22 protein-coding genes are annotated in these 24697 nt (G+C 70.1%); 4 read left to right on the top strand and 18 right to left on the bottom strand.

The window, feature by feature from the left end; translation table 11 throughout:
* Positions 1–255: 255 nt before the first annotated feature.
* Entirely contained in the window at positions 256–972 is a 717-nt protein-coding gene (locus tag NR792_RS14720) for a hypothetical protein (RefSeq protein ID WP_375760666.1), read from the bottom strand.
* A 106-nt stretch (positions 973–1078) separates the two neighbouring features.
* Between NR792_RS14720 and NR792_RS14715 the strand changes: the two genes are divergently transcribed.
* A complete protein-coding gene (locus tag NR792_RS14715) occupies positions 1079–1738 on the top strand; it encodes an MBL fold metallo-hydrolase (RefSeq protein ID WP_375760665.1) in 660 nt (219 codons plus the stop codon).
* Between the two features lie 16 nt (positions 1739–1754).
* Here the strand turns inward: NR792_RS14715 and NR792_RS14710 are convergent, their stop codons facing one another.
* Positions 1755–2492, bottom strand: coding sequence for a M50 family metallopeptidase (locus tag NR792_RS14710; protein ID WP_375760664.1), 738 nt, complete (start codon positions 2490–2492; stop codon positions 1755–1757).
* 122 nt (positions 2493–2614) lie between these two features.
* Here NR792_RS14710 and NR792_RS14705 point away from each other — a divergent pair, with 122 nt between their 5' ends.
* Both NR792_RS14705 and NR792_RS14700 read left to right on the top strand, forming a co-directional pair.
* A complete protein-coding gene (locus NR792_RS14705) occupies positions 2615–4792 on the top strand; it encodes a S46 family peptidase (protein ID WP_375760663.1) in 2178 nt (725 codons plus the stop codon).
* 1 nt (position 4793) lies between these two features.
* Positions 4794–5447, top strand: coding sequence for a hypothetical protein (locus NR792_RS14700; protein WP_375760662.1), 654 nt, complete (start codon positions 4794–4796; stop codon positions 5445–5447).
* 12 nt (positions 5448–5459) lie between these two features.
* On the opposite strand, the gene NR792_RS14695 is transcribed toward NR792_RS14700, so the two are convergent.
* Positions 5460–5975 carry an RNA polymerase sigma factor gene (locus tag NR792_RS14695; RefSeq protein ID WP_120525684.1) on the bottom strand — a complete coding sequence of 172 codons (516 nt, stop codon included), beginning with the start codon at positions 5973–5975 and terminating at the stop codon, positions 5460–5462.
* A 138-nt stretch (positions 5976–6113) separates the two neighbouring features.
* On the opposite strand from NR792_RS14695, the gene NR792_RS14690 reads away from it, so the two are divergent.
* On the top strand, positions 6114–8099 hold the full coding sequence (locus NR792_RS14690; RefSeq protein ID WP_375760661.1) for an APC family permease: 1986 nt from the start codon (positions 6114–6116) through the stop codon (positions 8097–8099).
* Positions 8100–8116: 17 nt separating this feature from the next.
* On the opposite strand, the gene NR792_RS14685 is transcribed toward NR792_RS14690, so the two are convergent.
* The 15 genes from NR792_RS14685 to gspC form a co-directional block, all read right to left on the bottom strand.
* On the bottom strand, positions 8117–9748 hold the full coding sequence (locus tag NR792_RS14685; protein ID WP_375760660.1) for a sigma 54-interacting transcriptional regulator: 1632 nt from the start codon (positions 9746–9748) through the stop codon (positions 8117–8119).
* A 110-nt stretch (positions 9749–9858) separates the two neighbouring features.
* Entirely contained in the window at positions 9859–10839 is a 981-nt protein-coding gene (gspN, locus tag NR792_RS14680; protein WP_375760659.1) for a type II secretion system protein GspN, read from the bottom strand.
* A 3-nt stretch (positions 10840–10842) separates the two neighbouring features.
* Entirely contained in the window at positions 10843–11400 is a 558-nt protein-coding gene (gspM, locus tag NR792_RS14675) for a type II secretion system protein GspM (protein WP_375760658.1), read from the bottom strand.
* A 1-nt stretch (position 11401) separates the two neighbouring features.
* Positions 11402–13009, bottom strand: a complete 1608-nt coding sequence (gene pilM, locus NR792_RS14670; RefSeq protein ID WP_375760657.1) for a pilus assembly protein PilM — start codon at positions 13007–13009, stop codon at positions 11402–11404.
* 1 nt (position 13010) lies between these two features.
* Positions 13011–14447, bottom strand: coding sequence for a type II secretion system minor pseudopilin GspK (locus NR792_RS14665; protein WP_375760656.1), 1437 nt, complete (start codon positions 14445–14447; stop codon positions 13011–13013).
* A complete protein-coding gene (locus NR792_RS14660; RefSeq protein ID WP_375761621.1) occupies positions 14447–15121 on the bottom strand; it encodes a type II secretion system protein GspJ in 675 nt (224 codons plus the stop codon). The genes NR792_RS14665 and NR792_RS14660 overlap by 1 nt, the downstream gene beginning before the upstream one ends.
* Positions 15121–16047: a prepilin-type N-terminal cleavage/methylation domain-containing protein gene (locus NR792_RS14655; RefSeq protein ID WP_375760655.1), complete on the bottom strand. Its 927-nt coding sequence runs from the start codon at positions 16045–16047 to the stop codon at positions 15121–15123. The genes NR792_RS14660 and NR792_RS14655 overlap by 1 nt, the downstream gene beginning before the upstream one ends.
* Positions 16044–16781 carry a Tfp pilus assembly protein FimT/FimU gene (locus NR792_RS14650; protein WP_375760654.1) on the bottom strand — a complete coding sequence of 246 codons (738 nt, stop codon included), beginning with the start codon at positions 16779–16781 and terminating at the stop codon, positions 16044–16046. The genes NR792_RS14655 and NR792_RS14650 overlap by 4 nt, the downstream gene beginning before the upstream one ends.
* Positions 16778–17245, bottom strand: a complete 468-nt coding sequence (locus tag NR792_RS14645; RefSeq protein WP_375760653.1) for a type II secretion system protein GspG — start codon at positions 17243–17245, stop codon at positions 16778–16780. Before NR792_RS14645 ends, NR792_RS14650 begins: the two co-directional genes overlap by 4 nt.
* A 57-nt stretch (positions 17246–17302) precedes the next feature.
* Complete coding sequence (gene gspG / locus NR792_RS14640; RefSeq protein ID WP_207055723.1) at positions 17303–17722, bottom strand: type II secretion system major pseudopilin GspG; 420 nt, start codon at positions 17720–17722, stop codon at positions 17303–17305.
* Positions 17723–17799: 77 nt separating this feature from the next.
* The gene (locus tag NR792_RS14635; protein WP_167508134.1) at positions 17800–17943 is read right to left on the bottom strand and encodes a hypothetical protein; all 144 of its coding nucleotides are present in this window, start codon (positions 17941–17943) and stop codon (positions 17800–17802) included.
* Between the two features lie 15 nt (positions 17944–17958).
* Entirely contained in the window at positions 17959–19215 is a 1257-nt protein-coding gene (gspF, locus tag NR792_RS14630; RefSeq protein ID WP_375760652.1) for a type II secretion system inner membrane protein GspF, read from the bottom strand.
* Positions 19216–19222: 7 nt separating this feature from the next.
* Entirely contained in the window at positions 19223–21049 is a 1827-nt protein-coding gene (gene gspE, locus NR792_RS14625; protein ID WP_375760651.1) for a type II secretion system ATPase GspE, read from the bottom strand.
* Between the two features lie 5 nt (positions 21050–21054).
* Complete coding sequence (gspD, locus tag NR792_RS14620; protein WP_375760650.1) at positions 21055–23667, bottom strand: type II secretion system secretin GspD; 2613 nt, start codon at positions 23665–23667, stop codon at positions 21055–21057.
* A 28-nt stretch (positions 23668–23695) separates the two neighbouring features.
* Entirely contained in the window at positions 23696–24610 is a 915-nt protein-coding gene (gspC, locus tag NR792_RS14615) for a type II secretion system protein GspC (protein ID WP_375760649.1), read from the bottom strand.
* Positions 24611–24697: the final 87 nt, after the last annotated feature.

The raw sequence follows: 24697 nt of genomic DNA, 5'->3' as shown, positions 1-24697 counted from the left end.
CCGCCCCCACGTGCGTGACGCGGCGCGCGGGCCGCGTCGTACGCGCTGCGACTACCAGTCGGGTCGGCCACTCAACGTCAGATGGCCGGGACTACCATGGGCCTCTGACATTGAGAACGAATTCGGGAGGTTGCGTCGGCTCCGACGCGGAACTTCTGCACGTCCGTACAGTCCTGTGCCTGCTTAGAACCCACCGCCAACCCCCCGGAATTCCGAGGGGAGCGCTGTCAGGGCCTGACTGGCGGCCTGCTGGGACTAGCCGTTGTCGCCGGGGGGGTTGGCGCGGGGCTTCTTGCCCTCCGCGTCCGGGGCGCGGCCCCAGTTTCCGCTGCCGCGCTTGAAGATCTGCACGCCCCGGCCGGAGCTGCCGCTGGCCATCCCGTTGATGCTGGCGGTGAGGGCCTTGCTACCTGGCGGGTGATAGATGACGCGCACCTTGCGGGCGGAGGGCAGGAGCGCGCTGGTGGCGTCCACCAGGAGGTACACGGTGGTGCCGTCCGTCTGGATGCGCTCCGGATCCTGCCGGTTGTTGAGGTCCGCGAGCAGCTCGCCCGCGTCCGCGCTGGTGGCGTCGGAGCCCAGCTGGCGGACCTTCACGCGCAGGGCCACCTCCGGGGGCGCGTCCTGGCGCTTGTACTCCCGCACGCCCTGGATGACGACCGCCAGGTCCGCGCCGTTCTCCGGGGCCTTGTTGGCGGGCAGGCGCAGGCCGGACTGGGTGCTGGAGTCCGTGTCCAGGAAGAGGGTGATGTTGGCGCAGCGCTGCTTGCACTCCTCGCCGAAGGGGTCCTTGTTGAACTTCAGCCGCATGGCGAAGTCGCTGCCCTGGGGCCCGATGGTGGCGTCCACGATGACGGGACGCTCGTCGTCCGGCGACGGCTTGTAGCGGAACGTGGAGGCCGTCCGCCCGGCGGCGGAGGCGGTCGCGCCGACCAGGAGCGAGCAGGCGAGCAGGGTGGGCAGGCGCTTCACGGAAGGGGACCTCCAGGCGGCATGGGACAGCGGACGGGGGCATTCAACGGGAACAGGCCCCGGGGCGGCAAGCCTGGGGCGTAGAGTGGCCGCCTGGAGGACACACATGCCCACGCCGTACGTACGCCAGCTCAAGCTCGGACCGATGGACAACTTCGTCTACCTCGTGGGGCCCCAGGACGGCCCGGAGGTGGTGGTGGTGGACCCGGCCTGGGACGTGCCGGCCATCGAGGCGGCCGTGGCGAAGGACGGCAAGCGCCTGGTGGGGGCGTTCGTGTCGCACTGCCACGGCGACCACATCAATGGCCTGGAGGAGCTGCTGTCGCGCCACGACGTGCCGGTGTACGCGCAGGCGGAGGAGGTCGCTTTCTCCAGCGAGCTGCGCAAGCGGGGCGGTGACGCGCTGCGGCTGCTGAAGGCGGGGGACCCCGTGCCGGTGGGCGCGCGCACGTTCCAGGCCCTGCACACGCCCGGGCACACGCCAGGGTCGCACTGCCTGCTGGCGGAGGACGCGCTCGTGTCCGGGGACACGGTCTTCATCAACGGGTGCGGCCGGTGCGACTTCCCGGGCGGCAGCCCGGAGGACATGTACCGCTCGCTGTCGCAGGTGCTGGCGAAGGTGCCGGACTCCGCGCGGCTGTTCCCCGGGCACGACTACGCGGACGTGCCGGTGGCCCAGATGGAGGCCATCCGGCAGAAGAACCCGTACTTCGGCTTCCCGGACATGGCGTCCTTCGTGGCCTTCCGGATGCGGCCGCGCAAGTAGGGCGCGGCCTGAACGCTCACACCCGCCGCGCGCGGGCCATGGGCGGCATCTTCACGCCGCCTGACGGCTTCGCGTGCAGGGCCCAGTACGCGGAGACACCCAGCAGGGCCAGCGACAGCAGCGTCCACAGTGCCGCCCAGACGATGGACGGCACCCACGTCTCGCTGGCGAGGATGGCCGCGTCACTCTGCGCGCGCACCGCGCTGTTCCACAGGTCGTCCCGCAGGTCGAAGATGACGTAGAGCGCCGTGAAGGCCGCGAGGAACAGGTTGAGCGCGTCCACCAGCCCCGTGGGCAGGAAGCGCGCGCCCAGCCCCATGGCCAGCGCCATGCCCAGGCAGAAGGCCAGGGTGAAGAGGTCCCCCGCGTAGAAGAAGCCCATCACCGCCAGCCACACGGACGCCGCGCCCATCACCGCGCGGCCCAGCCGGAAGCGGAACGTGGCCAGCATCAGCCCCGCGCCCGCCACCGCGCTGCCCAGGTAGCCCGCGGACGACACGGCGATGCGGTTGAAGACGCCGGGCGGCAGGCGGGAGAAGCAGCTGCCCCCTTCGTTCACCTGGAGGTGGACCCGGTCCACGGAGCCCCCCACGAGCAGCGTGGCGAGGGCATGCCCCGTCTCATGCATCATCACCACCAGCACCTTCACCGGCCACAGCACCGGCGAATACCAGAAGTACCAGGAGGCCCCCATCAGGACGAGGAGCAGCGCCAGCCTTCCGAAATCCAGTGTCGCCCCGCTCGCGGTCCGCATCGCTGGTCCCCTCCTACCTGGACACCGGAACATCCAAGCGCGTTCCATCTTCCGCGAAAACGCCCGCCCCGGACACCGGAACGGTCGCGCCCGGGCGGCGGACGGAGTAGGGATGGGGCACCATGAAGAAGACGCTCCTTCTCCTCTCGCTCGTGGCTGCCCCGGTCTTCGCCGGGGAAGGGAAGTGGACCCCGCAGCAGGTGCTGGAACTGAGCCCCGCCTGGCTCAAGGCCCAGGGGCTCCAGCTGCCGCCCAGCAAGCTGTGGGACCCCAAGCGCGGCACGGGCCTCCTGGCGGGCACGGTGAACACCGGCGGCTGCTCCGGGTCGTTCATCTCCGCCTCCGGCCTCATCATCACCAACCACCACTGCGCCTTCTCCATCATCCAGGAGCACAGCTCTCCGCAGAAGGACCTCATCACCGACGGCTTCCTCGCGAAGAGCCCGTCGGAGGAGCTTCCGGGCAAGGGCTCGCGCGTGCAGGTGCCGCGCGGCTTCAAGGACGTGACGGCGGAAGTGAACGCCGCCGTGCCGCAGGGCGCGGACGACCTCGCGCGCTACAAGGCCATCGACCGCAAGCAGAAGGAGCTGGTCGCCGAGTGTGAGAAGCGCCCCGCGACCCGCTGCCAGGTCGCGACCTTCGACGGCGGCGTGAACTACACGCTGGTGGACGCCGTGGAGTTGCAGGACGTGCGCCTGGTCTACGCGCCGCCGCGCGCCGTGGGCGAGTACGGCGGGGAAGAGGACAACTGGATGTGGCCCCGCCACACCGGCGACTTCGCCATCATCCGCGCGTACACCGCGCCGGACGGCGCCTCCGCCGCGTTCAGCGACAAGAACGTGCCCTACAAGGCGGAGTTCTTCTTCCCGCTGTCCACGGAAGGGGTGAAGCCCGGTGACTTCGTGATGGTGCTGGGCTACCCGGGCACGACGTTCCGCACGCTGCTCGCGGACGAGATGGCGGAGCGCCAGGCGCGCTACTACCCGCGCATCCGCGACGTGCTGGGCGAGGCCATCCGCATCCTGGAGGCGGAAGGGGAGAAGGACCCGGCCGGGAAGATCGCCGTGGCCTCGCAGCTCAAGGGCCTGCACAACGTCTACAAGAACGCGGGCGGGCAGCTGGCGGGCCTGAAGCGCGGCCACATCGTGGAGAAGCAGCGCGACGCGGAAGCGGCCACCGTCGCCTGGGCCCAGAAGGACGCGGCGAAGTGGGGCGACGCCCTCAAGGCCCGCGAGGCGCTGCTCGCGGAGCAGAAGGAGGCCTCCAAGACCTTCGACCGCGAGTTCCTCCTGGCCATGGCCGGCCGCCTGGCGCGAGGCCCCGCGCTGGCCACGTCCGTGTCCCGGCTGGCCATGGAGCGCGCGAAGCCGGACCTGGAGCGCCGCCCGGAGTACATGGACCGCGAGGTGCCGCGCATCAAGGACCGCCTGGAGCGCGAGCAGAAGAACCTCTTCCTCGCCGCGGACAAGGCGCTGTTGCACGCGTTCGTGAAGCGCGCGCAGGCGCTGCCCGCGGACGCGCGCATCACGTCCGTGGACGCCGTCTTCGGCAAGACGTACTCGGAGAAGGACGTCACCGCGAAGATCGACTCGCTCTACGCGGGCACCAAGGTGCTGAGCCAGGCCGAGCGCCTGAAGATGGCGGACGAGTCCGTGGGGCAGCTCACCGCGCGCCGCGACCCGCTGCTGGCGTTCGGCATGCAGCTGGCGAAGGAGCAGGCCGCGCTGGATGACACGCGCGACCGGCGCCAGGGCGCGTCCTCGCGGCTGCGGCCGGCGTGGCGCAAGGCGGTGATGGCGCAGGCGGGCAAGCCGATTGCTCCAGACGCCAACAGCACGCTGCGCGTGTCGTTCGCCAAGGTGCAGGGCTACACGCCGCGCGACGGCGCGCTGTACCTGCCGCAGACGACGCTGACCGGCATGCTCCAGAAGCACACGGGGGAAGAGCCCTTCAACGCGCCGGAGAAGGTGCGCGCGGCCGCGGCGGCGAAGAAGTTCGGGCAGTGGGTGGACCCGCGCCTGAAGGACGTGCCGGTGGACTTCCTGGCGGACGCGGACACCACGGGCGGCAACTCCGGCAGCCCCACGGTGAACGGCAAGGGGCAGCTCGTGGGCGTGAACTTCGACCGCGTGTGGGAGAACGTCGCGAACGACTTCGGCTACAATCCGGACGTGGCCCGGAACGTCAACGTGGACGTGCGCTACCTGCTCTGGCAGCTGGACCAGGTCGAGGACGCGGACGCGCTCCTGCGCGAGCTCAACATCCGCAAGGGCAAGCCGGTGGCCAAGGAGGCGCGCTGACATGTCGGACGCGGGAGCGGGACCCCGGCCTCTTCCCACCTTCCGCCCCGATGAGCGGGTGTGCGGCAACTGCAAGCTCTGGAGTCCGCACTCCGAGGACCACCGCGGCTGGGTGGGGCCGTGCCGCGTGTACACCTCGCGCGGCCTGTTCCCGCCCTCCGCGCCCATCTGTGACAAGTACGCGCCCAGGGGCTCCGCGGCCCCGGCGCCCGTGGTTTCAAGCACGCGAACCCGCACCGCGCGGAGCGTGGCGCCCGTGGTGGTGCGCCACCGCGCGGATCCGCGGCAAGTGGTGGACCTGGAAGGGCTGAACATGACGCGCGAAGAGCTGATGGACATCTTCCGGGAGGCGGCGGGCCTCAGTGAGCCGCCGCTCGCGGGCAAGTGGGAGGGCGGCACGGTGCGGCTGGTGCCGGGCAACCCGGAGCTCCAGGCGAAGGACCTGCCCATCGACAACCTGTTCCACAAGGTCACGATGGTGCGCGACCGCATCCGCGTGCTGGAGCAGAAGCTCAACGCCCACCCCAAGCTCACGGAGGCGGAGAAGGCGGAGATGCAGGGCTACATCACCCGCGTCTACGGCTCGCTCACCAGCTTCAACCTCCTCTTCAAGGAGAAGGGGGATCAGTTCGTGGGCAGCAAGGGCGAGGAGTAGTCGCTTCGTGATTCACGGCCGCTGGCCGCGCTCCTCCATCACGGTGAGGGCTCGCTGGCGGCCGCGGTGCAGGGCGCTCTTCACGGTGCCCTCGGGGATGCGCAGGAGCCGGGCGATTTCGGCGGAGCCCAGGCCGCGCACCTCGCGCAGGTAGAGCACCTGCCGCTGCTGGGGGTTCACCTCCTCCAGCGCTTCGTGGAAGTGGCGCTGCATCTGCGTGCCCATGGCGTGGGCCTCCGGCGACACGGTCTCCTGGGGCGCGTGCGTCAGCCGCTCCCGGCGACGGCGCGCGCGCAGCCAGTTGATGCTGCTGTTGACCATCACCCGGTGCAGCCAGGTCGTCCACGTCGCCCGCCCGTCCAGCCCCGGGGGCTGCCGCGACAGGCGCAGGAAGACGTCCTGCACCACGTCCTCCGCGTCGTCGGTGTCGCCCACGATGCGCCGGGCGATGGCCAGCGCTCGGGGACGGTGCTGGGCGTACAAGTCATCCAGGGTGGGGAAGGCGAGGACGGCGGCGTGCGGGCCCATGGCGGACGGTCTCCTGTGTCTTCCCCTGGAACGAACGGGCGCGGAAAACGGTCTATGGCCCTGGAGGGCATGCGACCGCGGGGCCGTGTTTCCGCGTGGACAGCCGGTGCGCACCTTCCGGGCCAGGGGGACGCCGCCATGGCCCAGCTGGCCGACTACGGACGCAGGAGGCCGTTCATGCCCCGGCGCCGGGAGGGCAACGGCGTCGTGGACCTGCTCCTGGGGCGCCCGCTCACCAGCGCCCAGGCGATGCAGGAGAAGACGGGCGTCCTCACCGGCGTGGCGCTGCTCGGACTGGACGCGCTGTCCTCCGCCGCGTACGGCCCGGAGGCCGCGCTCACCGTGCTGCGCCCGCTGGGGCCCGGGGGGCTGTGGCTGCTCTTCCCCATCACCGTCGCCATCGTCGGGCTCCTGATGGTCGTCGCGAGCTCGTACGCGCAGACCATCGCCGCGTACCCCAACGGCGGCGGCGCGTACACGGTGGCGAAGCAGAACCTGGGGCGGGGCGCGGGGCTGCTCGCGGCGACGGCGCTGATGCTGGACTACCTGCTCAACGTGGCCGTGGGCATCTCCGCCGGCACGGGTGCGCTGGTGTCCGCGTTCCCGGAGCTTCGGCCCCACACGCTGCCCATCACCCTGGGCCTGCTGGCGCTGCTCACCCTGGTGAACCTGCGCGGCGTCAGCGAGGCGGGCGCCGTGTTCGTCGTGCCCACCTGGTTCTTCATCACGTCGCTGAGCGTGGTGCTGGCCGTGGGCCTCTTCAAGCTGGCCACCGGTGACGCGACGCCCGTGCAGGCACCGCCGCCCCTGGCGGTACCCACCGCGTCGCTGGGGGCGTGGCTGGTCATCCGCGCCTTCGCCAGCGGGTGCACGGCGATGACGGGCGTGGAGGCCATCAGCAACGCCGTGCCCATCTTCCGCGACCCGCCCATCCGCCGCGCGCGTGCCACGCTGGGCGTCATCGTCGGCATCCTGGTGACGATGCTGCTGGGCATCGCACTCCTGTGCCGGGCGTACGGCGTGGGCGCGACGGACCCCGACGGCGCGAACTACCAGACGGTGCTGTCGCAGCTCATCGCGGCGGTGATGGGGCGCGGCGTCTTCTACTACGTGGCCATGGCCGCCATCCTCTGCGTGCTCGCGCTGTCCGCGAACACCAGCTACGCGGGCTTCCCGCTCGTGTGCCAGGTGCTGGCGCGCGAGCGCTACCTGCCCCCGGGCTTCGCCCACCGGGGCCGCCGACTGGCCCTGTCGCGCGGCATCCTCACGCTGTCCGCGCTGGCGGCCCTGCTGCTCATCGCGTGCAGGGGCATCACCGACCGGCTGATTCCCCTGTTCGCCATTGGCGCGCTCATGGCCTTCACCCTGTCTCAGGCGGGCATGGTGGTGCACTGGAGCCGGCACCGGGAGGAGGAGGGCTGGCGGTGGCGCCGCGTCCTCAACGGCGCGGGCGCGGTGATGACGGCGCTCACGCTGTGCATCGTGGGCGTGTCCAAGTTCATGCACGGCGGCTGGGCCGCGTTCGTCATCGTGCCCGTGGGGCTGCTGCTGCTGTCGCGCGTCCACGCCGCGTACACGCGCACGCGGCAGGCCACGGAGCTGAAGCGGCCGGTGCGCCTGACGCCTCCGTCGCCGCTCGTCGCCGTGGTGCCGGTGGACCGCTGGTCCCACGCGTCGGAGACGGCGCTGCGCTTCGCGCTGGAGCTGAGCGACGACGTGCGCGCGGTGCACATCTGCAGCGGCGACACCGACGAGGCGGCGCTGGACTCGCAGTGGCAGCACTTCGTCCAGGGGCCGCTCATTCAGGCTGGACGCCAGCCGCCGCCGCTCGTGCACGTGGGGTCGCCGTACCGCGCGCTGGTGTGGCCGCTCCTGGACTACCTGGACGCGCTGCTCGCGGAGGTGCCGGGCCGCACCGTGGCCATCGTGATGCCGGAGCTGCTGGAGAAGCGCTGGTACCGGGCCATGCTCTACGGCCGCCGCTCGGAGCTGCTGCGCAGCGCGCTGCTCTTGTCGGGCGAGCGGCGCCTGGTGGTGGTCAGCGTGCCCTGGTACCTGCGCACGGCGGCGCACCCCGCGCCGCACTCGGCCTGGGGCGGCCCCGCCCACCCGGGGAACGGGTAGGGCGGGGCGGGGCGGGGCTACTCCTGCTCGTCCTGCTTCGTCAGGCCCCAGTCCTTCAGGCGCTTGAAGAGGGTGGAGCGCGCGAGGCCCAGCTCGCGCGCCACGCGCTCGCGGTTGTTGTTGAAGCGGCGCAGCGCGGTCTCGATGATCTGCCGCTCCAGCTTCTCCAGCATCTGCTCCAGCGTCATGCCCGGCGGCAGCTCCGGCACGGTGATGCCCGTCTCGCGGTTGACCTCCTGGTCGAAGGACAGGTCGCTGCCGTCGATGGACGGGCCCTTGCGCAGGAGCAGCGCGCGGTGCACCACGTTGCGCAGCTCGCGGATGTTGCCCGGCCAGGCGTGCTGCTGGAGCCGGTCCAGCGCGGCCGGCGTGAAGCGCACCGTCTGCCCGCGCGGGGCGAACGCGCGCACGAAGTGCTCCGCCAGCGCCACCACGTCCCCCCGGCGGTTGCGCAGGGGCGGCAGGTGCAGCGGCACGACGCACAGGCGGTAGTAGAGGTCCTCGCGGAAGCGGCCCTCGCGCGCCGCCGCCAGCAGGTCGCGGTTGGTGGCCGCCACCACGCGCACGTCCACGTGCAGGGGGCGGCTGGCGCCCACGCGCTTGATTTCACCGCTCTCCAGCGCGCGCAGCAGCTTCGCCTGGAGGTCCAGCGGCAACTCGCCAATCTCGTCCAGGAACAGCGTGCCGCCGTCGGCCTCCTCGAAGGCGCCCTTGCGCGCGCCCACGGAGCCGGTGAACGCGCCCTTCTCGTGGCCGAACAGCTCGCTCTCGATCAGCTCCTTGGAGATGGCGGCGCAGTTGACCGGGATGAGCGGCCGGTTCGCGCGCGGCGAGCACGCGTGCAGCGCGTTCGCGACCAGCTCCTTGCCCGTGCCGGACTCGCCCAGGATGGTGACGGCCGCGGTGGACGGGGCCACGCGTTGAATCAGGTCCGTGAGCTGCCGCACCGACGGGTCGCTGCCGAGGATGCCGTGGAAGGCCTGCGCCTCCTTCTTCGCGGCGGGCACGGCCTCCAGGATCAGCTCCGCCTCGCCCACGCGCAGCGACGTGGGCAGCGTCACCTCCGCCTCGAAGAGGCGCACCGGGCCCAGCCACGTGCCGTTGGTGGAGCGCAGGTCCACGACGTGGAAGACGCCCTCGCGGCGCGTCACCTTGAGGTGCCGCCCGGAGATGAACCGGTCCTGGAGCACCAGGTCGTTGCCCGCGTCCTTGCCCACCGTGAAGCTGTCGCCGGTGAGCCGGTGCACGGCCTCCGTGCCGCCCTGCTTCACCCGCAGCTGCGCGGCCTGCCAGCGCTGCGCGTCCCGGCCCTGCACGGAGGTGGTGTTGCCGGCCTCCGTGGCCGCGTCCGCGTCCTCGCTGGCGCTGTGCTGGCGGAACACCGCGCGCCACTGGCCCAGCTCGATGTCCGCGCCGTCGGGCAGCTCACCGCGCTCCACCACCGCGCCCGCGACCTTGGTGCCCTTGCCGGACAGGTCCTCCACGCGGCACTTCTGACCGTCCCACAGGAGCGCCACCTGCTGGCGGCTCACCTCTGGATCCGGAATGGCCACGTCGCTCGAGTCGCCCCGGCCGAGCACCACCCGCGCCCGGTCCACCGCCACCCGCAGCACTTCCTCGCCTCGACGGAAGAACACCAGCTCCGGCATCACCACTCTCCCAAGCCCCGGACACCCGGGGCCGCGCGCAGCGCTTTACACGGCGCGTGCGCGGGCATCAACCCGAGGGTGGGGGAGGGACGGAACCGACCCCCGGGGTTCTACCGCTTGGGACCGAAGCGCGGGCTGCTCACCATGCCGCTGAGCCGGCCGCCGCGCCAACCCGGGTTGTCCCGGTCCTGCGGCAGCATGTTGACCGCCAGCGCCAGGGGGCCCAGCCGCTGCTGGAAGGCCTGCTCGAACTTCAGCCGCACGTCGAGCGCCAGCTCGCTGTACTCCAGCCGCCGGCCCAGCTTCACCGTGCCGGTGCCCGCGCCCTCCAGGTCCTCGCTCTTGAGGTTCAAGTCCCGCACCGTGCCCAGGCCCTTGTCGAACTGGAGGTCGCCCTTCAGCTCGCCCAGCACCACGCGCGGCAGCTCCATGGGCATCGCGGGGCCGCCGCCCATGGGGATGGCCGCCTTGCCGCCCTTGATGGTGAGCCCCTGGGTGTCCAGCGCCACCGTGCCGGACGCCTGGGACCAGTCCACCGGCTGGCCGCGCATCATCGTCCCCGGCGCATTGAGCGCCAGCTTCGCGTTGAGGGTGCCCTCCATGTCCACGCCCGTGTACTTCGGCAGGTTGCCGCCGCTGGCCTGCACGCCGTCCACGTCCACGTGCAGCGACGTGCCGCTCAGGCCGCCCACGTGGACGTCCACCGTGCCGCCCATGCCCTTCATCTTCACCACCACGCCGGGCGGGAAGACGGACGGACGCAGCGCCACGCTGTCGAAGACGAGCGCCTCACCCAGCTCATCCGGGCCCAGCCCGCCGGACTCGCCCCGGGCGAGCGCCGCGACGGCGTCCGAGCCCAGCGGCGTGGGCGGCTTGCTCACGCGCACGTGGGTGGCGGTGACGCCGGAGAGGCCGGGACGCAGGCCGCCGATGCGGACCGCGAGCCCGTGGGCCGCGGCCTCCGTGACGAGCCGCGTGCGGACCGCGTCGTACGGGAACGTGAGCAGCAGGCAGAGGATGAAGGCCACCACCGCGAAGGCGGTGTAGCCCAGCACGAGCTTCCAGCGGGCGGTCTTGGTTTCAGTGGCCATGGGCTATTGCTTCATCCGGTAGGTGGCGACGGTCGTCCACGCCGTCAGGGTGTCCGTGGCGGGCCGGGGCTCCACGCGCAGGTACTTCACCTTCACGATGCCCGGGCCCGTCTCCACCGTGCGCAGGAAGTCCGTCAGCTTGCGCAGGTCCACGTCCGTGAAGGTCAGCTCCACGGAGCTCTCGATGATCTTCCCGTCCCCCACGCCCACGTCACCCTTGGGCGTCATGTTGGGGGCGGTGAGGCCCGCGGCGGTGGCCTTGTCTTCGATGTAGGTGAGCAGCCGCACGTTGCTCTGCGTGAGCTGCTGCTCCACCGCCTGCCGCTCCGCCTGAGCCTGGCCGTAGCTCGTGGCCAGGGCCTGGACCTCCTGCAGCTTCGCCAGCTTGTCCTGCGTGCGCCGACGGTAGCCATTGGCGCTGTTGGCGAAGCTGAAGAGGGTGACGAAGAGCACGAACACCAGCACCGCGGAGCCGGCCAGCGCCACGAGCTTGCGCTCGCGGTCACTCAGCCGCTCGAACCACGTCTGGAGGGGTGCGAAGAGTTCCTTGAGCTTTCCCATGTCACGTCTCTCCCGCCGGCGTCTCGCCGGGGCACTGCACCTGCACGTCCAGGCGGAAGGTCCACTTCTGCCCGTCGCGAGTCTTCTCCACCTTGCCCTCCTTCACGTCCTTGAAGCAGCGGTGGCCCTTCAAGGCGGCGGAGAGCGTGTCGACCTGCTTGGAGCTGTCCGTCTCCCCCTGGAGCATGATGCGGTCCAGGTCCACCTGGATGCGGTCGAACTTCACCGGCACCTCTGGCGGGACGCGCTGGGTGACCTCCGCCAGCAGGTTCACGGCGGACATCGCGGGCAGCGCCGCGGCGGGGCTCTCCACGCCCTTGAGCATGTTGAGGGCGCGGTCGTAGTTCGTCTCGCAGGTGCCCAGGATGCGCTGGGTCGTCTTGCAGAGCACCGCGTCCACCTCCGCCTCGCGGCGCGACAGCACCGTGTTGCGCACCACCCCGAAGGCGATGAGCAGCAGGAGCAGCGTCACCGCGAAGGAGGCCAGCAGGCCCACCCGGTCCTTCACGTAGTCGTAGCCGCCCTTGAAGGCGAACTCACCCCGGCGCAGGTTGAAGCGCGGCGCCTTCGCCCCGGCCGCGTTGCCGCGCATGGCCAGCGCGTACGCCTGCGCCGCGGACGGCGTCTCCTTGGGGCCAATCATCGCGGCCGCGTCCGCCGGCAGCGCCATCACGCGCACCGGCAGGCTCAGGTCCCGCGACAGCTGCTCGGCCAGGCCCGGCATGCGCGCGGTGCCGCCGCACAGCACCACCGCGGAGACCTGCCGGCGGGTGCGCGCGGCGAAGGCCTTGAAGGACGGGCGCAGCTCGCGCAGCACCGGCTGCAGGCCGCGCACGAACGCGTTCGCGGCGCGCTCGGCGTCCGGCCCCTGCGCGGCGCTCGCCATGGCGCCGTGCGCTTCCTTCCACGCGTGGGCCTCCGGCAGCGTCGTCTGGAACTCCGTGGCCAGCGCGCGCGTCAGGTCGCGCCCGCCGCCCGCGAAGGTGCGCGCGAACTCCACGCCCTTGCCCGGCTGGCCAATGGCCACCGACGTGCGCTCGTGGCCGATGTCCACCACCGCCACCGGGCCGCCCTCGGACGCGCCCTCGAAGAGGCCGGGCATCTGGGTGAAGAGGTTCTGGTACGCGAGCGCCGGGTGGGTGATGACGCGCGGGTCCACCTGGAGGCCGCCCAGGAGCGCGAGCAGCGACTGGAGCTCCTCCTTCTTCACCACGCCCACCAGCAGGTCCGCGGCCTTGTCCTTGCCGCCGGTGTCCTTCTGGCCGACCACCTGGTAGTCGTAGACGACCTCCGAGATGTCGAACGGCAGCTGGCTGCCCACTTCAAAGGGCAGCGTCGCCTCCACGCGCTTGGGGTCGGAGAAGGGCAGGCTCACCGAGTGCGTGGTGAGGGACGGGCCGGGCAGGGCGATGACGACCTGGTCCACGTGCCCTTCCGGCATCTTCCCGAGCAGCTCCTCCACCGCGGCGCGCAGCGTCTCCGCGCGCTCGCCTTCCTGCGCGCGGCGCACCTCCGCGTAGCCCTGGGTGGTGCTGCTTTTCGCTCCGGAGTTGAGCACCACCCCCTTCACGGAGTGGCTGCCCAGGTCCAGGCCAAGAATGCGGGCCATGCTATTCCTCTCTGTAATACACGAGCTTGCCCAGCCCGTCGTCCAGGCGGATGACCGCGGTGAGCGTCTTCTGGACGCTGCCCGCTTCTCCCACGGACTTGATGGTGAAAGTCTTGCTCTTGTCGCCCAGGTAGCGGTTCTGCTGGACGTTGCCCTTGATGAGCGGGTTGACCGCGATGCCGGCCTGCTCCACGACGCCCACGAAGTCCGCCACCGACATGCCGAAGAAGTTGAACATGCGCGCGGCGCGGATGCGGCTGATGAGCTCGTTGAGGAACACCGGGTCCGTCAGGCGCGGATCCGGCCGGTTGGGGTCCGCGGCGGACATGATGGCCAGCCCCAGCATGATGGGGTCGTCGGTGTTGACGTTCGGCTTGGAGTTGATGTCCGGGTACACCGTGAGCCGGTCGCGGAAGGCCGCCATGAAGCGGTCGTTGACGCCATGCACGCGGTACAGCTCGTCCAGGCTGTCGAAGCGCGCGTTCTTGACGTCATAGCGCGGTTCATAGCGGCTGTACGGGGAACCCTCGTCCGCGAAGCCCGTGATGAAGGGGTTCGTGGGGTCGCGCTCGTTGAGGTTGGACTGGGCGGCGTCCTCGTCGGACCAGTCCTTCAGCGCGATGACGGTGTCCTTGGGCGTGGAGCGCACCTTGTTGGCGTCGTCCTGCTGCCAGAGGAACTCGAAGCGCTTGTCCGCGAACATGTCCAGCATGCGCGCGGCGGTGGCCTGCGCCTCCGCGCCGCCGGTGTTCAGGCGCATGACGTTGAGCTTCTCCTCCTCGTCGCTGATGGTCGCGAGGAAGCAGCCCTCGAAGCCGCCAAAGGACCGGCGCTGCATCTGCGCCGCCATCTGCGTGGCCGCGCCCCCGCCCTCGGCCCCTTCCTCGCCCTCCATCTGGAAGTTGGGGTCCACCTGCACGGGGTCCGTCTCCACGGGGCGGCCGTCCTCGCCTTCCGCGCCGTCGCTCTTCACCAGCCCCTTGAGCATGTGGCAGTCCACCCGGGCCAGCTTCCACAGCTGGAGGTTGAGCGACTGCGGCTGGAAGGCGTTCGCGCCGCCCGCGCCCGCGCCCGCGCCGCCCAGGGCCCCGCCCATGAGGCCGCTCAGGAGGCTGGCGGGGTTGGGGATGGGCGTCGCGTCCACCTGCTTCTGGAAGCGCAGGAGCAGCCGCCCCAGCGACAGGCCGGAGCGGGCCATGTAGTAGGCGCGCACTTCATCCCGCTGGTTGGCGGCGAGCTGCAGGTCCACGCGGCTGTTGTAGGCGAACTCCGTCGCCACCACCGTCAGCAGCGTGATGGAGACGAGCGCGATGATGAGCGCCACGCCGCGCGAGCGCTTGTGCTTGCGCGCGGCCGGCGAGAGCGGCGCCGCGGCGGGAACCGGGCCCCGCGCCTTGCCGCGCCGGCGGAACGCCTGCTGGAAGTAGGGGAGGGCCATCAGTTGAACCTCGGCAGTTCCGTGTTGAGCACGATGCGCGTCTGCGTGGTGTAGCGCGCTTCCTTGCCCGCCTCATCCAGGGCGATGACGGTGATGCGCACGCGCGTGGGGAGGATGGCCTTCTTCTCCGTGCGCCGCGTGTCCCACTCGTCATCCCACTCCTTCTTCTCCGAGTCCCAGTAGGCGAACTCCACGCCCTTGACGCCCTCGAAGAGGACGTCCGTGGTGCCGCCCCGGTCCATGCGGTCCCCCACGTTGGGGTTCACCCGCCGCTTCAGGTCCTGCCGCTGCCGGGCGCCGCGCTCGCTGGAGTTCTCCACGAAGTACTCCACCACCGCCTGGTCGGACTCCTTCACGTCCGTGTACAGGCGCTGGTGCGCGAACGTCGTGAAGGTCAGCTTGTCGCGCTCGCCAATGAAGTTGGTGGGCCGGTCGTTCTGGTCGCGGAAGCGGCGCAGGTCGAAGCGGTCGCTCACGAAGGCGGAGCCAATCTCCCGCGCCATGCGGTTGAGCGACACGCGCACCATGCGGTAGCGCTCCGCCTCGCCCTCCACGACCTCCTTGGCGTTGATGCCCGTCTGGAAGGCCAGGGCGACGACGGTGCCCATGAGGGCGGTGATGCCCACCGCGACCATGACCTCCATGAGGGTGAAGCCACGCATGCGCCGCTTCATCATCGGATGGTCCCCCCACGCGGCATGCCCGGCAGGCCGCCGTTGAAGATGCCGCCCGGCAGCCGCGGGGTGATGCCGGTGTTGCCGTTGCCGCCGCCCTGCCGGCCGCCCGGGTTGTTGAGCTGGTTGAGGACCTGCGCCCGGTTGACCAGCGGCTCACGCGTGTTCGGGTCCAGCATCTGCCCGTTGGGGCCGGGGATGGGGTTGTCCACCACCTGGCCCGTGCGCGGGTTCACCCACTGGTTCTCCGCGCCCGCCGTGGTGCCCGCGTTGGGCGTGAAGCCGCCGTTGCGGTCGCCGCCGGGCCCCAGCGACACGACGTGCGTCACCACGTCCACGCTCTCCACCTGGGTGCCTTCCTTCCAGTACACGGTGAGGTGCACCTCGCGGACGGACTTGGTGAGCTGGTCCACCATCTGCGTGAACATGGGCTGCGCCATGCTCATGGCGGACGCGCCCAGGGGGCTGGCCGTGGTGCTGCCGCCGGGCGGCGTGCTGCCGCCCTTGCTGTCGCCGCCGCTGCCGCCAAAGAGGCCGGCCAGGCCACCCAGCGGGTCGCCGGAGTCGCCGCCGCCCATGGGCAGGTTGAAGATGGCGCCGATGAGCTGGTCCGGCGTCACGCCGTCCGTCTTGGGCGCGATGATGCGGGCGCGCCACTTGAACTGGGGCCAGCCGTCGTCGGAGAAGTCGCCGGACTGCTCGTCGTCGTCCTGTTCGAAGCCGTCGTCGTAGAGCTTCTGCTCCAGGTCCGTCATCTTCGAGCGGGCCAAGAGCGACGCCACGGTGAGCCGCTTGGTGTAGACGTGGTTGGCCACCGCGCCGGAGTTGAGGTCGAAGATGGCCATCAGCGCGACGCTGAGGATGGCCATGGCCACCATCGTCTCCAGCAGGGTGAAGCCTGAGCGCCTTCGCGTCGGGGTCCTCATGAGCGGGGCACCTCCAGGGCCTCGGGTGCGATGAACACCTTGCCCGTCAGGGGTGACACGTCCAACGTCCACGCGTTGTCGCCCTGGCGCAGGAACACCATGGCCTTCTCCGTGTAGCCCTGCGGGAAGAAGTAGAGATAGGCCACGCCGCTCTCCACCGGCTCGCGCTGCTGCCGCGTCCACACCGACACCGCCACGCCCGCCGGAAGCTCCTTGGGGGAGATCTCCTCCGCGGTGTACGCGGAGAAGGTGGACTGGGACTCGATGCGGTTCTTCTCCTCTTCCATCAGCTCCTGCGCCGACGGCTGCGAGCCTTCCGCGCGCGTGTAGTTCTTGCGCGCGTCGCCGCCGTTGTTGCCCTCGCGGGCGTTGCGCTCGCGGTCGCGCGCTTCGTCCCGCAGCGCCGCGTCCCGGTCGCGCGAGGTGGTGACGCCGCCCGCCGCGCATTCGGCGTGGTAGCGCGTGGGCTGCTCGCGCTTCGGGTCCGGGATTTCGAACACCAGCCGGCACGTCTTGCCGCTGAGCGCCGCCGAGTCGTAGAGCGAGCGGATGACGCCCGCCAGCTCCGTGGCGCTGCCCTTCGCCTTCGCGCCGGTGATGGCGCCGATGCCCACGGTCACCGCGGCGAACATCACCGCCGCGATGGCCAGCGCGATGGAGATTTCAATCAGCGTGAGGCCGCGCGGGGCGCGACGGCGGCGGGCGGGAGCGGGCGAGGACATGGCCGTCTTCATGGCTGCACCTCCTGTGCCACGATGCCGCCGCTGAAGAGGTCCGCGGCGTCGCCGGTGCCGCCGGGCTTGCCGTCGGAGCCGAGCGACAGCACCGCGCCCGTCTTGCCCTCCATGCGGTAGACGTACGGGTGGCCCCACGGGTCGATGGGCGGCGCGTCCAGCACCTTCGACTCGATGAGCGGCGTGAAGCCCTGCGCCTGCGAGGGGAAGAAGCCCATCAGCCGGTGGTGGGCCTTGAAGAGGCCCTCCAGGCGGCGGATCTGCTCGCGCGCCTGGCGCTGCGTGGGCGTGAGGGAGTTGTCCTCGGTGGCCCACACCAGCGCGAACGCGAGCAGGCTGGCGCCGACGAAGACGCCCAGCAGCAGCAGCCGGCCCAGGCGCGGCGAGCGGGCGCGGGCCTGCTTGCCGGAAACGGGTCGCGCCTCGCGCGCGGACGTCGGGGAGGAAGTGTGCTCGGGGGTCATCACGGGCATTCCTACGACAACACGCGGGAGGCGCGGCTTTGCTTCAGGAAACGCCCGTTACTGCCGGGCGTTCTGGTCCTTGGAGGAGATGTCGGCGTCGGAGCCCTCGCCGCCCGGGTTGCCGTCGGCGCCGTAGCTGGTGATGACCGGCTTGCCGCCCTCGTTCATGTAGACGTACTCGCGGCCCCAGGGGTCCAGCGGCATGCGCTCCAGGTTCTGGGTGTCCACCAGCGCCTTGAGGCCCGTGGCGGTGTCCGGGTAGGAGCCCTTCTTCGTGTAGTAGAGCTTCATCGCGCTCTGGATGTTGCGGATGTCCAGCTTCGCGGTGTCCTGCTTGGCCTCTTCCAGCTTCGGGATGACGGCCACGCCCACCGCCGCCGCGATGAGCCCGAGGATGGTGATGACCACCATGATCTCGATGAGGGTCATGCCGCGGTTCTTGCGGCGCTGCTGCTTCTTCGCGTTCGTCGTGTGCATGTCTTCACTCACCTTCGGGTGACTTTCTGGCAAGCCACCGCGCCATGGGTGTGTCGGGATGTCAGAAGCGCTTCGCGTCAGGGAGGGGTGCCCGGGCTTGCGGCCGCGGGCGGGTCCCGGTGGGCGTAGAGGGTGGCCCCCACCGTCGCCAGCGTGGCGGCCAGGGCCAACAGGCCCATCAGCGTGGCGCGCTGGATCCACCGGTCGAGCGTGTCGTTCATCGTGCGCCCCTGCTCCTAATGGATGGCCGTGTTCACCTGCAGAATCGGCATCAGGATGCTGAGCGCGACGAATGCAATCATCACGCCCATCACCACGATGAGCATGGGCTCCAGGAGGCTGGTGAGCGCGCCGATGCGCACGTTCACCTGCGTCTCATAGGAGTCCGCCACCGACAGGAGCATGTCCTCCAGCTGCCCTGATTTCTCACCGATGGCGACCATGTGGTACACGAGCGGCGGGAACTGGCCGGAGCGCTTGAGCGGGTTGGCGATGCTTTCGCCCTCGCGGATGGATTCGCGGGCGTTCTCCACCGCGTCCGCCAGCACCGAGTTCGTCATCACCGCCTTGACGATGTCCAGCGCGGCCAGCATGGGCACGCCGCTCTTGAGCAGCGTGGCCAGCGTGCGCGCGAAGCGGGAGATGGCCAACAGGCGCACGAGGCTGCCGAAGATGGGGGCCTTCAACGTGAAGCGGTCCCACTTGGGCTTGCCCTTGGGGCTCTTGATCCAACGCAGGAACATCATCACGCCGGCGATGAAGGCCGGGATGATGATGAACCACCAGGCCTGCATGAGGTTGGAGGCGCCAATGAGGATGCGCGTGTTGAGCGGCAGGGTGGCGCGCATCGTTTCGAAGATCTTCGTCACCTTCGGGACGACGAAGACCATCAGCAGCACCAGGATGCCGCCGCCCACCGCCAGCATGATGACGGGGTAGATCATCGTGCCGATGATCTTCTGCTGCAGCTTGGCCTGGTTCTCCGTGAAGTCCGCCAGCCGCAGGAGCACCTGATCCAACGCGCCGGAGGCCTCACCCGCGCGCACCATGTTGATGTAGATGCTGGGGAAGATCTTCGGGTGCTGGCTGAACGCGTCCGCCAGGGACGAGCCCTCGTTCACGCGCTGCTTGATGTCCGACAGGGCGCGCTTGAGGCGCTCCTTCTCCGCCTGGTCCACCAGCGCGTTGAGCGAGTCCACGATGGTGACGCCCGCGCCCAAGAGCGTGGCCAGCTGCCGGGTGAGGATGGCGACGTCCTCCGTGGAGACTCGGCCGCGGCCCAGCTTGCGCAGGTCCACGTCGCGCGCCAGCAGGGACGCGTTGGCGCCCTTGGCGACGCCGGCGCGGCTGCCCTCCGCCTGGCCCAGCACGTCGGTGAGGAAGATGCCGTCGGCGCGCAGCTTGGAGCGCAGCGTCTTGGGCGAGTCCGCCTCCAGCAGGCCCTTCTTCTGCCTGCCCTGGGAATCAAGGCCTCTGTATTCGAAGACAGGCATGGCGGACCTAGATGTCCTCCTGCGTGATGCTCAGCACTTCAGCGATGGTCGTCTCGCCCATGGCGATCTTCCGCACGCCGTCGTCGAGCAGCGTCGTCATGCCCTTGGACAGGGCGGACTTCTTGATGGTGGACGCGTCCACGTTCTTGAGCACCAGCTGGCGCACGTCGTCGTCCACGAAGAGGAACTCGTAGATGCCGGAGCGGCCGCGGTAGCCGTTGCGGTTGCAGGACGGGCAGCCCACCGCGCGGTAGATGCGGTCCGTGTTGAACTTCGCCTTGAAGCTGGCGACCGTGTAGCCCAGCTCCTTCAGCTCCGCGTCCGTGGGCGTGTACTGCTGCCGGCAGTCCGGGCACACCCGGCGCACGAGGCGCTGGGCGAGGATGCCGGTGAGCGACGACGCCACGAGGAAGGGCTGCACGCCCATGTCCACCAGTCGCGTCACGGCGCCCGCGGCGTCGTTGGTGTGCACCGTGGAGAGCACCAGGTGGCCCGTGAGGGACGCCTGGATGGCGATCTCCGCCGTCTCCTTGTCGCGGATCTCACCGACCATGATGACGTCGGGGTCCTGGCGGAGGAAGGAGCGCAACCCTTGCGCGAACGTCAGGCCGATCTTCGGGGCAATGGCCATCTGGCCGATGCCCTTGAGCTGGTACTCGACCGGGTCCTCGACGGTGAGGATGTTGAGGTCCGGGGTGTTGATCTTGGAGAGCGCGCCGTAGAGCGTCGTCGTCTTGCCGGAGCCCGTGGGGCCCGTCACCAGCACGATGCCGTGCGAGCGCCGGATGACGGACTCCATGTTGCCCAGCACCTGCGGGCTCATGCCGATCTCCGCCAGGTCCAGCAGCGTCGCCGTCTTGTCGAGCAGACGCATGACGATGCGCTCGCCGAAGGACGTGGGCGTGGTGGACAGACGGATGTCGATGTCGCGGCCCGCGAGCTTGATGCGGATGCGGCCGTCCTGCGGCAGGCGCTTCTCCGCGATGTTGAGCTGCCCCATCACCTTCACGCGGGCGATGATGGAGTTCTGGTAGCGCTTGGGCGGCTTGATGACCTCCTGGAGCACGCCGTCGATGCGGAAGCGCACCAGGAGCTCGCGCTCCATGGGCTCGATGTGGATGTCGCTCGCGCGCTCCTTGGCGGCGCGGAAGAGCACGGAGTTCACCAGCCGGATGACCGGGGCCTCGTCGTCCGCGTCCAGCAGGTCCTTGGGCTCCTCCAGCTCGTGCGCCAGCGAGTCCAGGTCCTCCGTGGTCTCCATCTCGTCCACGAGCGCTTCGGCCTCGTTGACGGAGCGGTCGTACACGCTGTTGATGGCGTCCACGATGGTGGAGGCGAGCGCGATGCGGGGCTGGATGGCCTGGCCCAGCAGCAGGCGCGCGTGGTCCAGGGCGGTGGTGTCCAGCGGATCCGCCACCGCGAGCACCACCTCGTCACCCTCCATGGAGAGCGGGAGCAGCTGCGTCTGGCGGGCGAAGTTGATGGGGATGCGCTTGACCAGCTCCGCGTCCACCTCCTCCACGAAGATGCGCTGGAGGTAGGGCAGGTCCAGCTGGTGGCCCAGGGCGCGCGCGACGTCCTCCTCGCTGATCGCCTTCATGCCCACCAGGATCTCGCCCAGCCGCCCGCCCTTCTCCTGCTGGGCGGCGAGCGCCTCCTGGATCTTCTCCGGGGTGAGGGCGGGCACGAGCGCGCGGAGGATCTCCCCGAGCGGCCGGCCACAGAGGTAGGCCTGTCCGTGGGCGACGACCTGGGTGGCGTCGTTGCGTCCGCCGGACACGGCGGGCGTCGCGGCGGTGTCTTGAGGGGTCGTGGTGTCGGCGGTCAGGTCCATGGTCCTTACTCTCCGTCTCCCGGCTGGATGCGCAGCCGCTCGGCGTCCGCGTCCGGCGTGGGCGCGATCACCTCCGGCTGTGGCGCGGGGACTGATCTCTCCGAACCCTCGGGGGGCGCCTCGAAATTTCGCGGCGCCTGCTCGCCCTCGGGGGAGGGCGCGGCACCTTCCTGCTCGGGCGGCGCTTCCCCGCCCGGCCGGGCGGGAGACGGGGAGGCGGGCGCCGCGCCGCCGGTGGCCGGGGCCCCGGGGCGGATGACGCGCTCATTGGACGTGCCACTGCCGCCGTTCTCCACCCGCTGCTCTTCCTTGATGACGGCCTGGTTCATGCGCGACAGGGGGCCGGGCTTGCGGCTGAAGTCCACCGCGACGTCGTAGCCGGGGACCTGGCCGTAGAACTGCTCCACGAACTGCTGCCGCTCCTTCATCTTGCGCTCGAAGATGCGACGGAAGTCCTCCTGGCCGCGGATGATGTAGGGCGTGAGGAACAGCAGCAGGTTCGTCTTCGTCTTGCGGCGCGTGGTGTCGCGGAACAGGTGGCCCAAGAGCGGGATGTCACCCAGCACCGGCACCTTGGAGACGGACTCCAGCGTGCGGTCCTGCATGATGCCGCCAATCACCACCGTCTCCATGTCCTTGGCGATGACCGTCGTCTTGGCGCTGCGCTTGGACGTGGTGGGGCCCAGGACGGGGTCCGAGGAGGCGATCTCCTCCGTCTGCTCGGTGATGACGAGGCGGATGTAGTCGCTCTCGTTGATCTGCGGCTTGACGGTGAGCTTCAGCTCCACGTTCTGGCGGGTGATGGGCGCGTACAGCGACCCCAGGCCGCCCAGCGAGCCCAGGAGCGACGGGTTGATGCCGCCGGTGGTGCCCGTGCCGGTGCCGCCGAGCGAGCTGCCCAGCGCGGACGGGGTGAAGCCGGACTGGAAGGGCACGTTCTGGCCCACCGTGATTTCGGCCTCCTCGTTGTCGCTGGTGAGCAGGTGCGGCGTGGACAGCACGTTCACGTCCGAGGACTGCTGCATGGCGTTGAGCACCACGCCGAAGGCCGGGATGTCGATGCCCAGCGCCTTGAGCTCCGGCAGGACGGGGCCCTGGATGCCGGCGAGGAAGCCGCCCATGCTGGCCAGGTTCGCCAGGGAGAAGGACGGCGGGATGGTGCCGCCGGAGTAGTTGGTGCCCAGGATGCCGGGGATGGCGCCGTCATCCGTCTTGAGGCTGAAGCCCTGGTGGAAGTTGATGCCGAACTCGCTGTTGCGGTCCAGGTTCACCTCCATGATGACCGCCTCCACGAACACCTGGCGGCGCGGCTGATCCAGCTGCTGGATGATCTGGACGATGTTCTTGTAGTCGCCCTGGCTGGCGACGATGACCAGCGAGTTGGTGCCCTTGTCGGCGGAGATCTTCACCTCGCCGCTGAACAGCTCCGCGGCCTGGGCGGCGCGCGGCAGGCCCTGCGGCTGCTGCGGGACGGGGCCGCGCTGGGGGCGGTTGGCGGTGCCCTGCGCGAGCGACTGGAGCGTGCTGGCCAGCTCCTCGGAGTTGGCGTTCTCCAGCGGGTAGACGTTGATCTTGTTGCCGCTGCCGGACGGGATGTCCACCTCGCGCACCAGGTCCTGGATGCGGCCGAAGGCGGCGGGGCTGGCCACGATGATGAGCTTGTTGGTGCGCTCGTCCGGGATGATCTGCGACAGCGTGACGGCGCCGCCGGCCTCGGTGCCGCCGGCCACGCCCTCCGCGCCGGGAGGAGGCTGGCCCGGCTGGCCTTGCGTGAAGTTGCCGGGGCGCTGGCCCGGGCGGCCGCCCGCGCCGGCCTTGGCCTCAAAGAGCTTCTGGATGGTGTTGGCCACGTCCTGCGCGGTGGCGTACTGCACCTGGATGATGCGCATCTCGTCGCTGGAGGAGCGGCTGTCCAGCTGGTTGATGAGGCGCTCCAGGCGGTGGATGTTGGAGCCCACGTCGTTGATGATGATGGTGTCCGGCGGGTACGGGATGGTGTCGCCGTCCTTGGACACGAGCTGCTGGAGGACGCCGCGCAGCGGCTCCACCTCCACGTACTTGATCTTGAACAGCTTGGTGACCATCTGCTCGTTCGTCGTGTACGGGGTGTCCTCGTCCACGATGGTCGGGATGGGGTTCTGCTTCGCCGAGCGCTTGTCGACGATCTTCAGGAACCGGCCGTACGGGTAGACGGCCAGGCCGTTCGCGTCGAGCGCGGCGAGGAACGCGGAGTAGAACTGGTCCGCGTCCACCTCCACGCGGCCGTTCTCCGGACCGATGATGGAGATCTTCCCGCGCACGTTCTCCGGGAGGATGAAGGTGCGGCAGGTGGCGTCCGACACGGTCTGGACGAGCTTCTCGATGTCCACCTTGTCGAAGTAGATGCCGTAGCGCGCGTTGCGCCGGGCCTGCTCGCACGAGGGCACCTGGCGGGGGCCCTGGTTCTCCGCGGGCGCGGCGTTGCTTCCGCCCTGCGGGGTGATGGTCCGGTCGCGTTCACCCTGGGCCGCGGGAGCGGGGGCAGGGGTACCGGGCTGGGTGGGACGGCGCTGGGCCCACGCGGAGCCGGAGAGCGCGAGGCACAGACAGAGCAGCCAGGACGGGAGCGTCGTCTTCATGGAGGAGCGGGCGCTTTGACGGGGGTGTTTAACGGACGTTGTAGGATTTGCGGATCGGCGCGCCGTTGCGCTCGATCTCGATCTCGATGCGGCTGGAGTCCTTCAGCTTCGAGTAGATCTCCAGCGCCTTCTCGGGGCTGTTCATGTCGAAGCCGTTGATGCGGCGGATGACGTCACCGTTCTGGACGCCGATCTTCGAATAGATGCTGTCCGGGCGGATGGAGAACAGCTTGAAGCCCACCGCCTGGCCGTCCTTGAAGGCGGGCACGATGCGCGCCTGCATCGCCACGTCGTTGAGGTTGCTCAACGTCTTGTCGATCTCGGCCTTGGGGACTTCGTACTCGTTCTCCCCCGTGGACTTGATGCCGTTGCCCAGGCTGTTGGTCGGGGTGGCGGCGGGCGTGGCCGCGGGGGGAGGGGTGTAGGCGGCGACGGCGCCGTCACCGGGCTGCCCGTCGATGAACTCGCGGCGGCCGTTGTTGTTGATGATGACGCGCTCGCGTTCGATCTCCATGATCGTGGCGCCCATCAGGTTGTTGCCGATCATGTACGTCTGCGAGCGCTGCGTGGTCATGTCCTGGATGGACGCGAAGGACCAGTCCGGGTTGGCCGCGACGAGCGTGCCCAGGAGCTTCACGCGCAGGCCGCTCTTGGCCGGCGGGGCGTTGGCGTCGAACTCCGGCGCCGTGGGCTCCTTCACCGCGACCTCCGGCTCCGGCAGCTTCACGCCGGTGAGGCGCGACAGGCGCTCCGCGTCGATGGTGGCAAGGCCGCTGTCCGCGGCGTGGGTGCGCTGCGCGACGCGGGCGGGAGCCTCGGACGCGGGCGCGGGGGAGATGGAGGATTCGACGAACAGGTTCACCGTGCGCGCCGCCAGGAGGGCGACGAGCAGGATGAACAACAGGTTCACGCTCCAGAAGTACTTGCGAAAGAAGAGTTCCATCACGCTTCCGGGAGAAAGCCAGCCCCAGATGGGACCTTGAGCAAGGCAGGTGCCATCGCTGGGCGGGCGTCAAACCCACGACTTACG

It is taken from the genome of Corallococcus exercitus (assembly GCF_042231735.1).
Classification (GTDB): Bacteria; Myxococcota; Myxococcia; order Myxococcales; family Myxococcaceae; genus Corallococcus; species Corallococcus exercitus_B.
Note: the sequence above shows the minus strand (reverse complement) of the source record. Positions and strands in the feature narration are given on the sequence as shown.

Excerpts from the sequence above, each read along its gene's own strand:
- NR792_RS14715 (WP_375760665.1), top strand. The coding sequence starts at position 1,079 with ATGCCCACGCCGTACGTACGCCAGCTCAAGCTCGGACCGATGGACAAC.
- NR792_RS14710 (WP_375760664.1), bottom strand. The coding sequence starts at position 2,492 with ATGCGGACCGCGAGCGGGGCGACACTGGATTTCGGAAGGCTGGCGCTG.
- NR792_RS14705 (WP_375760663.1), top strand. The coding sequence starts at position 2,615 with ATGAAGAAGACGCTCCTTCTCCTCTCGCTCGTGGCTGCCCCGGTCTTC.
- NR792_RS14700 (WP_375760662.1), top strand. The coding sequence starts at position 4,794 with ATGTCGGACGCGGGAGCGGGACCCCGGCCTCTTCCCACCTTCCGCCCC.
- NR792_RS14695 (WP_120525684.1), bottom strand. The coding sequence starts at position 5,975 with ATGGGCCCGCACGCCGCCGTCCTCGCCTTCCCCACCCTGGATGACTTG.
- NR792_RS14690 (WP_375760661.1), top strand. The coding sequence starts at position 6,114 with ATGGCCCAGCTGGCCGACTACGGACGCAGGAGGCCGTTCATGCCCCGG.
- NR792_RS14685 (WP_375760660.1), bottom strand. The coding sequence starts at position 9,748 with ATGCCGGAGCTGGTGTTCTTCCGTCGAGGCGAGGAAGTGCTGCGGGTG.
- gspN (WP_375760659.1), bottom strand. The coding sequence starts at position 10,839 with ATGGCCACTGAAACCAAGACCGCCCGCTGGAAGCTCGTGCTGGGCTAC.
- gspM (WP_375760658.1), bottom strand. The coding sequence starts at position 11,400 with ATGGGAAAGCTCAAGGAACTCTTCGCACCCCTCCAGACGTGGTTCGAG.
- pilM (WP_375760657.1), bottom strand. The coding sequence starts at position 13,009 with ATGGCCCGCATTCTTGGCCTGGACCTGGGCAGCCACTCCGTGAAGGGG.
- NR792_RS14665 (WP_375760656.1), bottom strand. The coding sequence starts at position 14,447 with ATGGCCCTCCCCTACTTCCAGCAGGCGTTCCGCCGGCGCGGCAAGGCG.
- NR792_RS14660 (WP_375761621.1), bottom strand. The coding sequence starts at position 15,121 with ATGAAGCGGCGCATGCGTGGCTTCACCCTCATGGAGGTCATGGTCGCG.
- NR792_RS14655 (WP_375760655.1), bottom strand. The coding sequence starts at position 16,047 with ATGAGGACCCCGACGCGAAGGCGCTCAGGCTTCACCCTGCTGGAGACG.
- NR792_RS14650 (WP_375760654.1), bottom strand. The coding sequence starts at position 16,781 with ATGAAGACGGCCATGTCCTCGCCCGCTCCCGCCCGCCGCCGTCGCGCC.
- NR792_RS14645 (WP_375760653.1), bottom strand. The coding sequence starts at position 17,245 with ATGACCCCCGAGCACACTTCCTCCCCGACGTCCGCGCGCGAGGCGCGA.
- gspG (WP_207055723.1), bottom strand. The coding sequence starts at position 17,722 with ATGCACACGACGAACGCGAAGAAGCAGCAGCGCCGCAAGAACCGCGGC.
- NR792_RS14635 (WP_167508134.1), bottom strand. The coding sequence starts at position 17,943 with ATGAACGACACGCTCGACCGGTGGATCCAGCGCGCCACGCTGATGGGC.
- gspF (WP_375760652.1), bottom strand. The coding sequence starts at position 19,215 with ATGCCTGTCTTCGAATACAGAGGCCTTGATTCCCAGGGCAGGCAGAAG.
- gspE (WP_375760651.1), bottom strand. The coding sequence starts at position 21,049 with ATGGACCTGACCGCCGACACCACGACCCCTCAAGACACCGCCGCGACG.
- gspD (WP_375760650.1), bottom strand. The coding sequence starts at position 23,667 with ATGAAGACGACGCTCCCGTCCTGGCTGCTCTGTCTGTGCCTCGCGCTC.
- gspC (WP_375760649.1), bottom strand. The coding sequence starts at position 24,610 with ATGGAACTCTTCTTTCGCAAGTACTTCTGGAGCGTGAACCTGTTGTTC.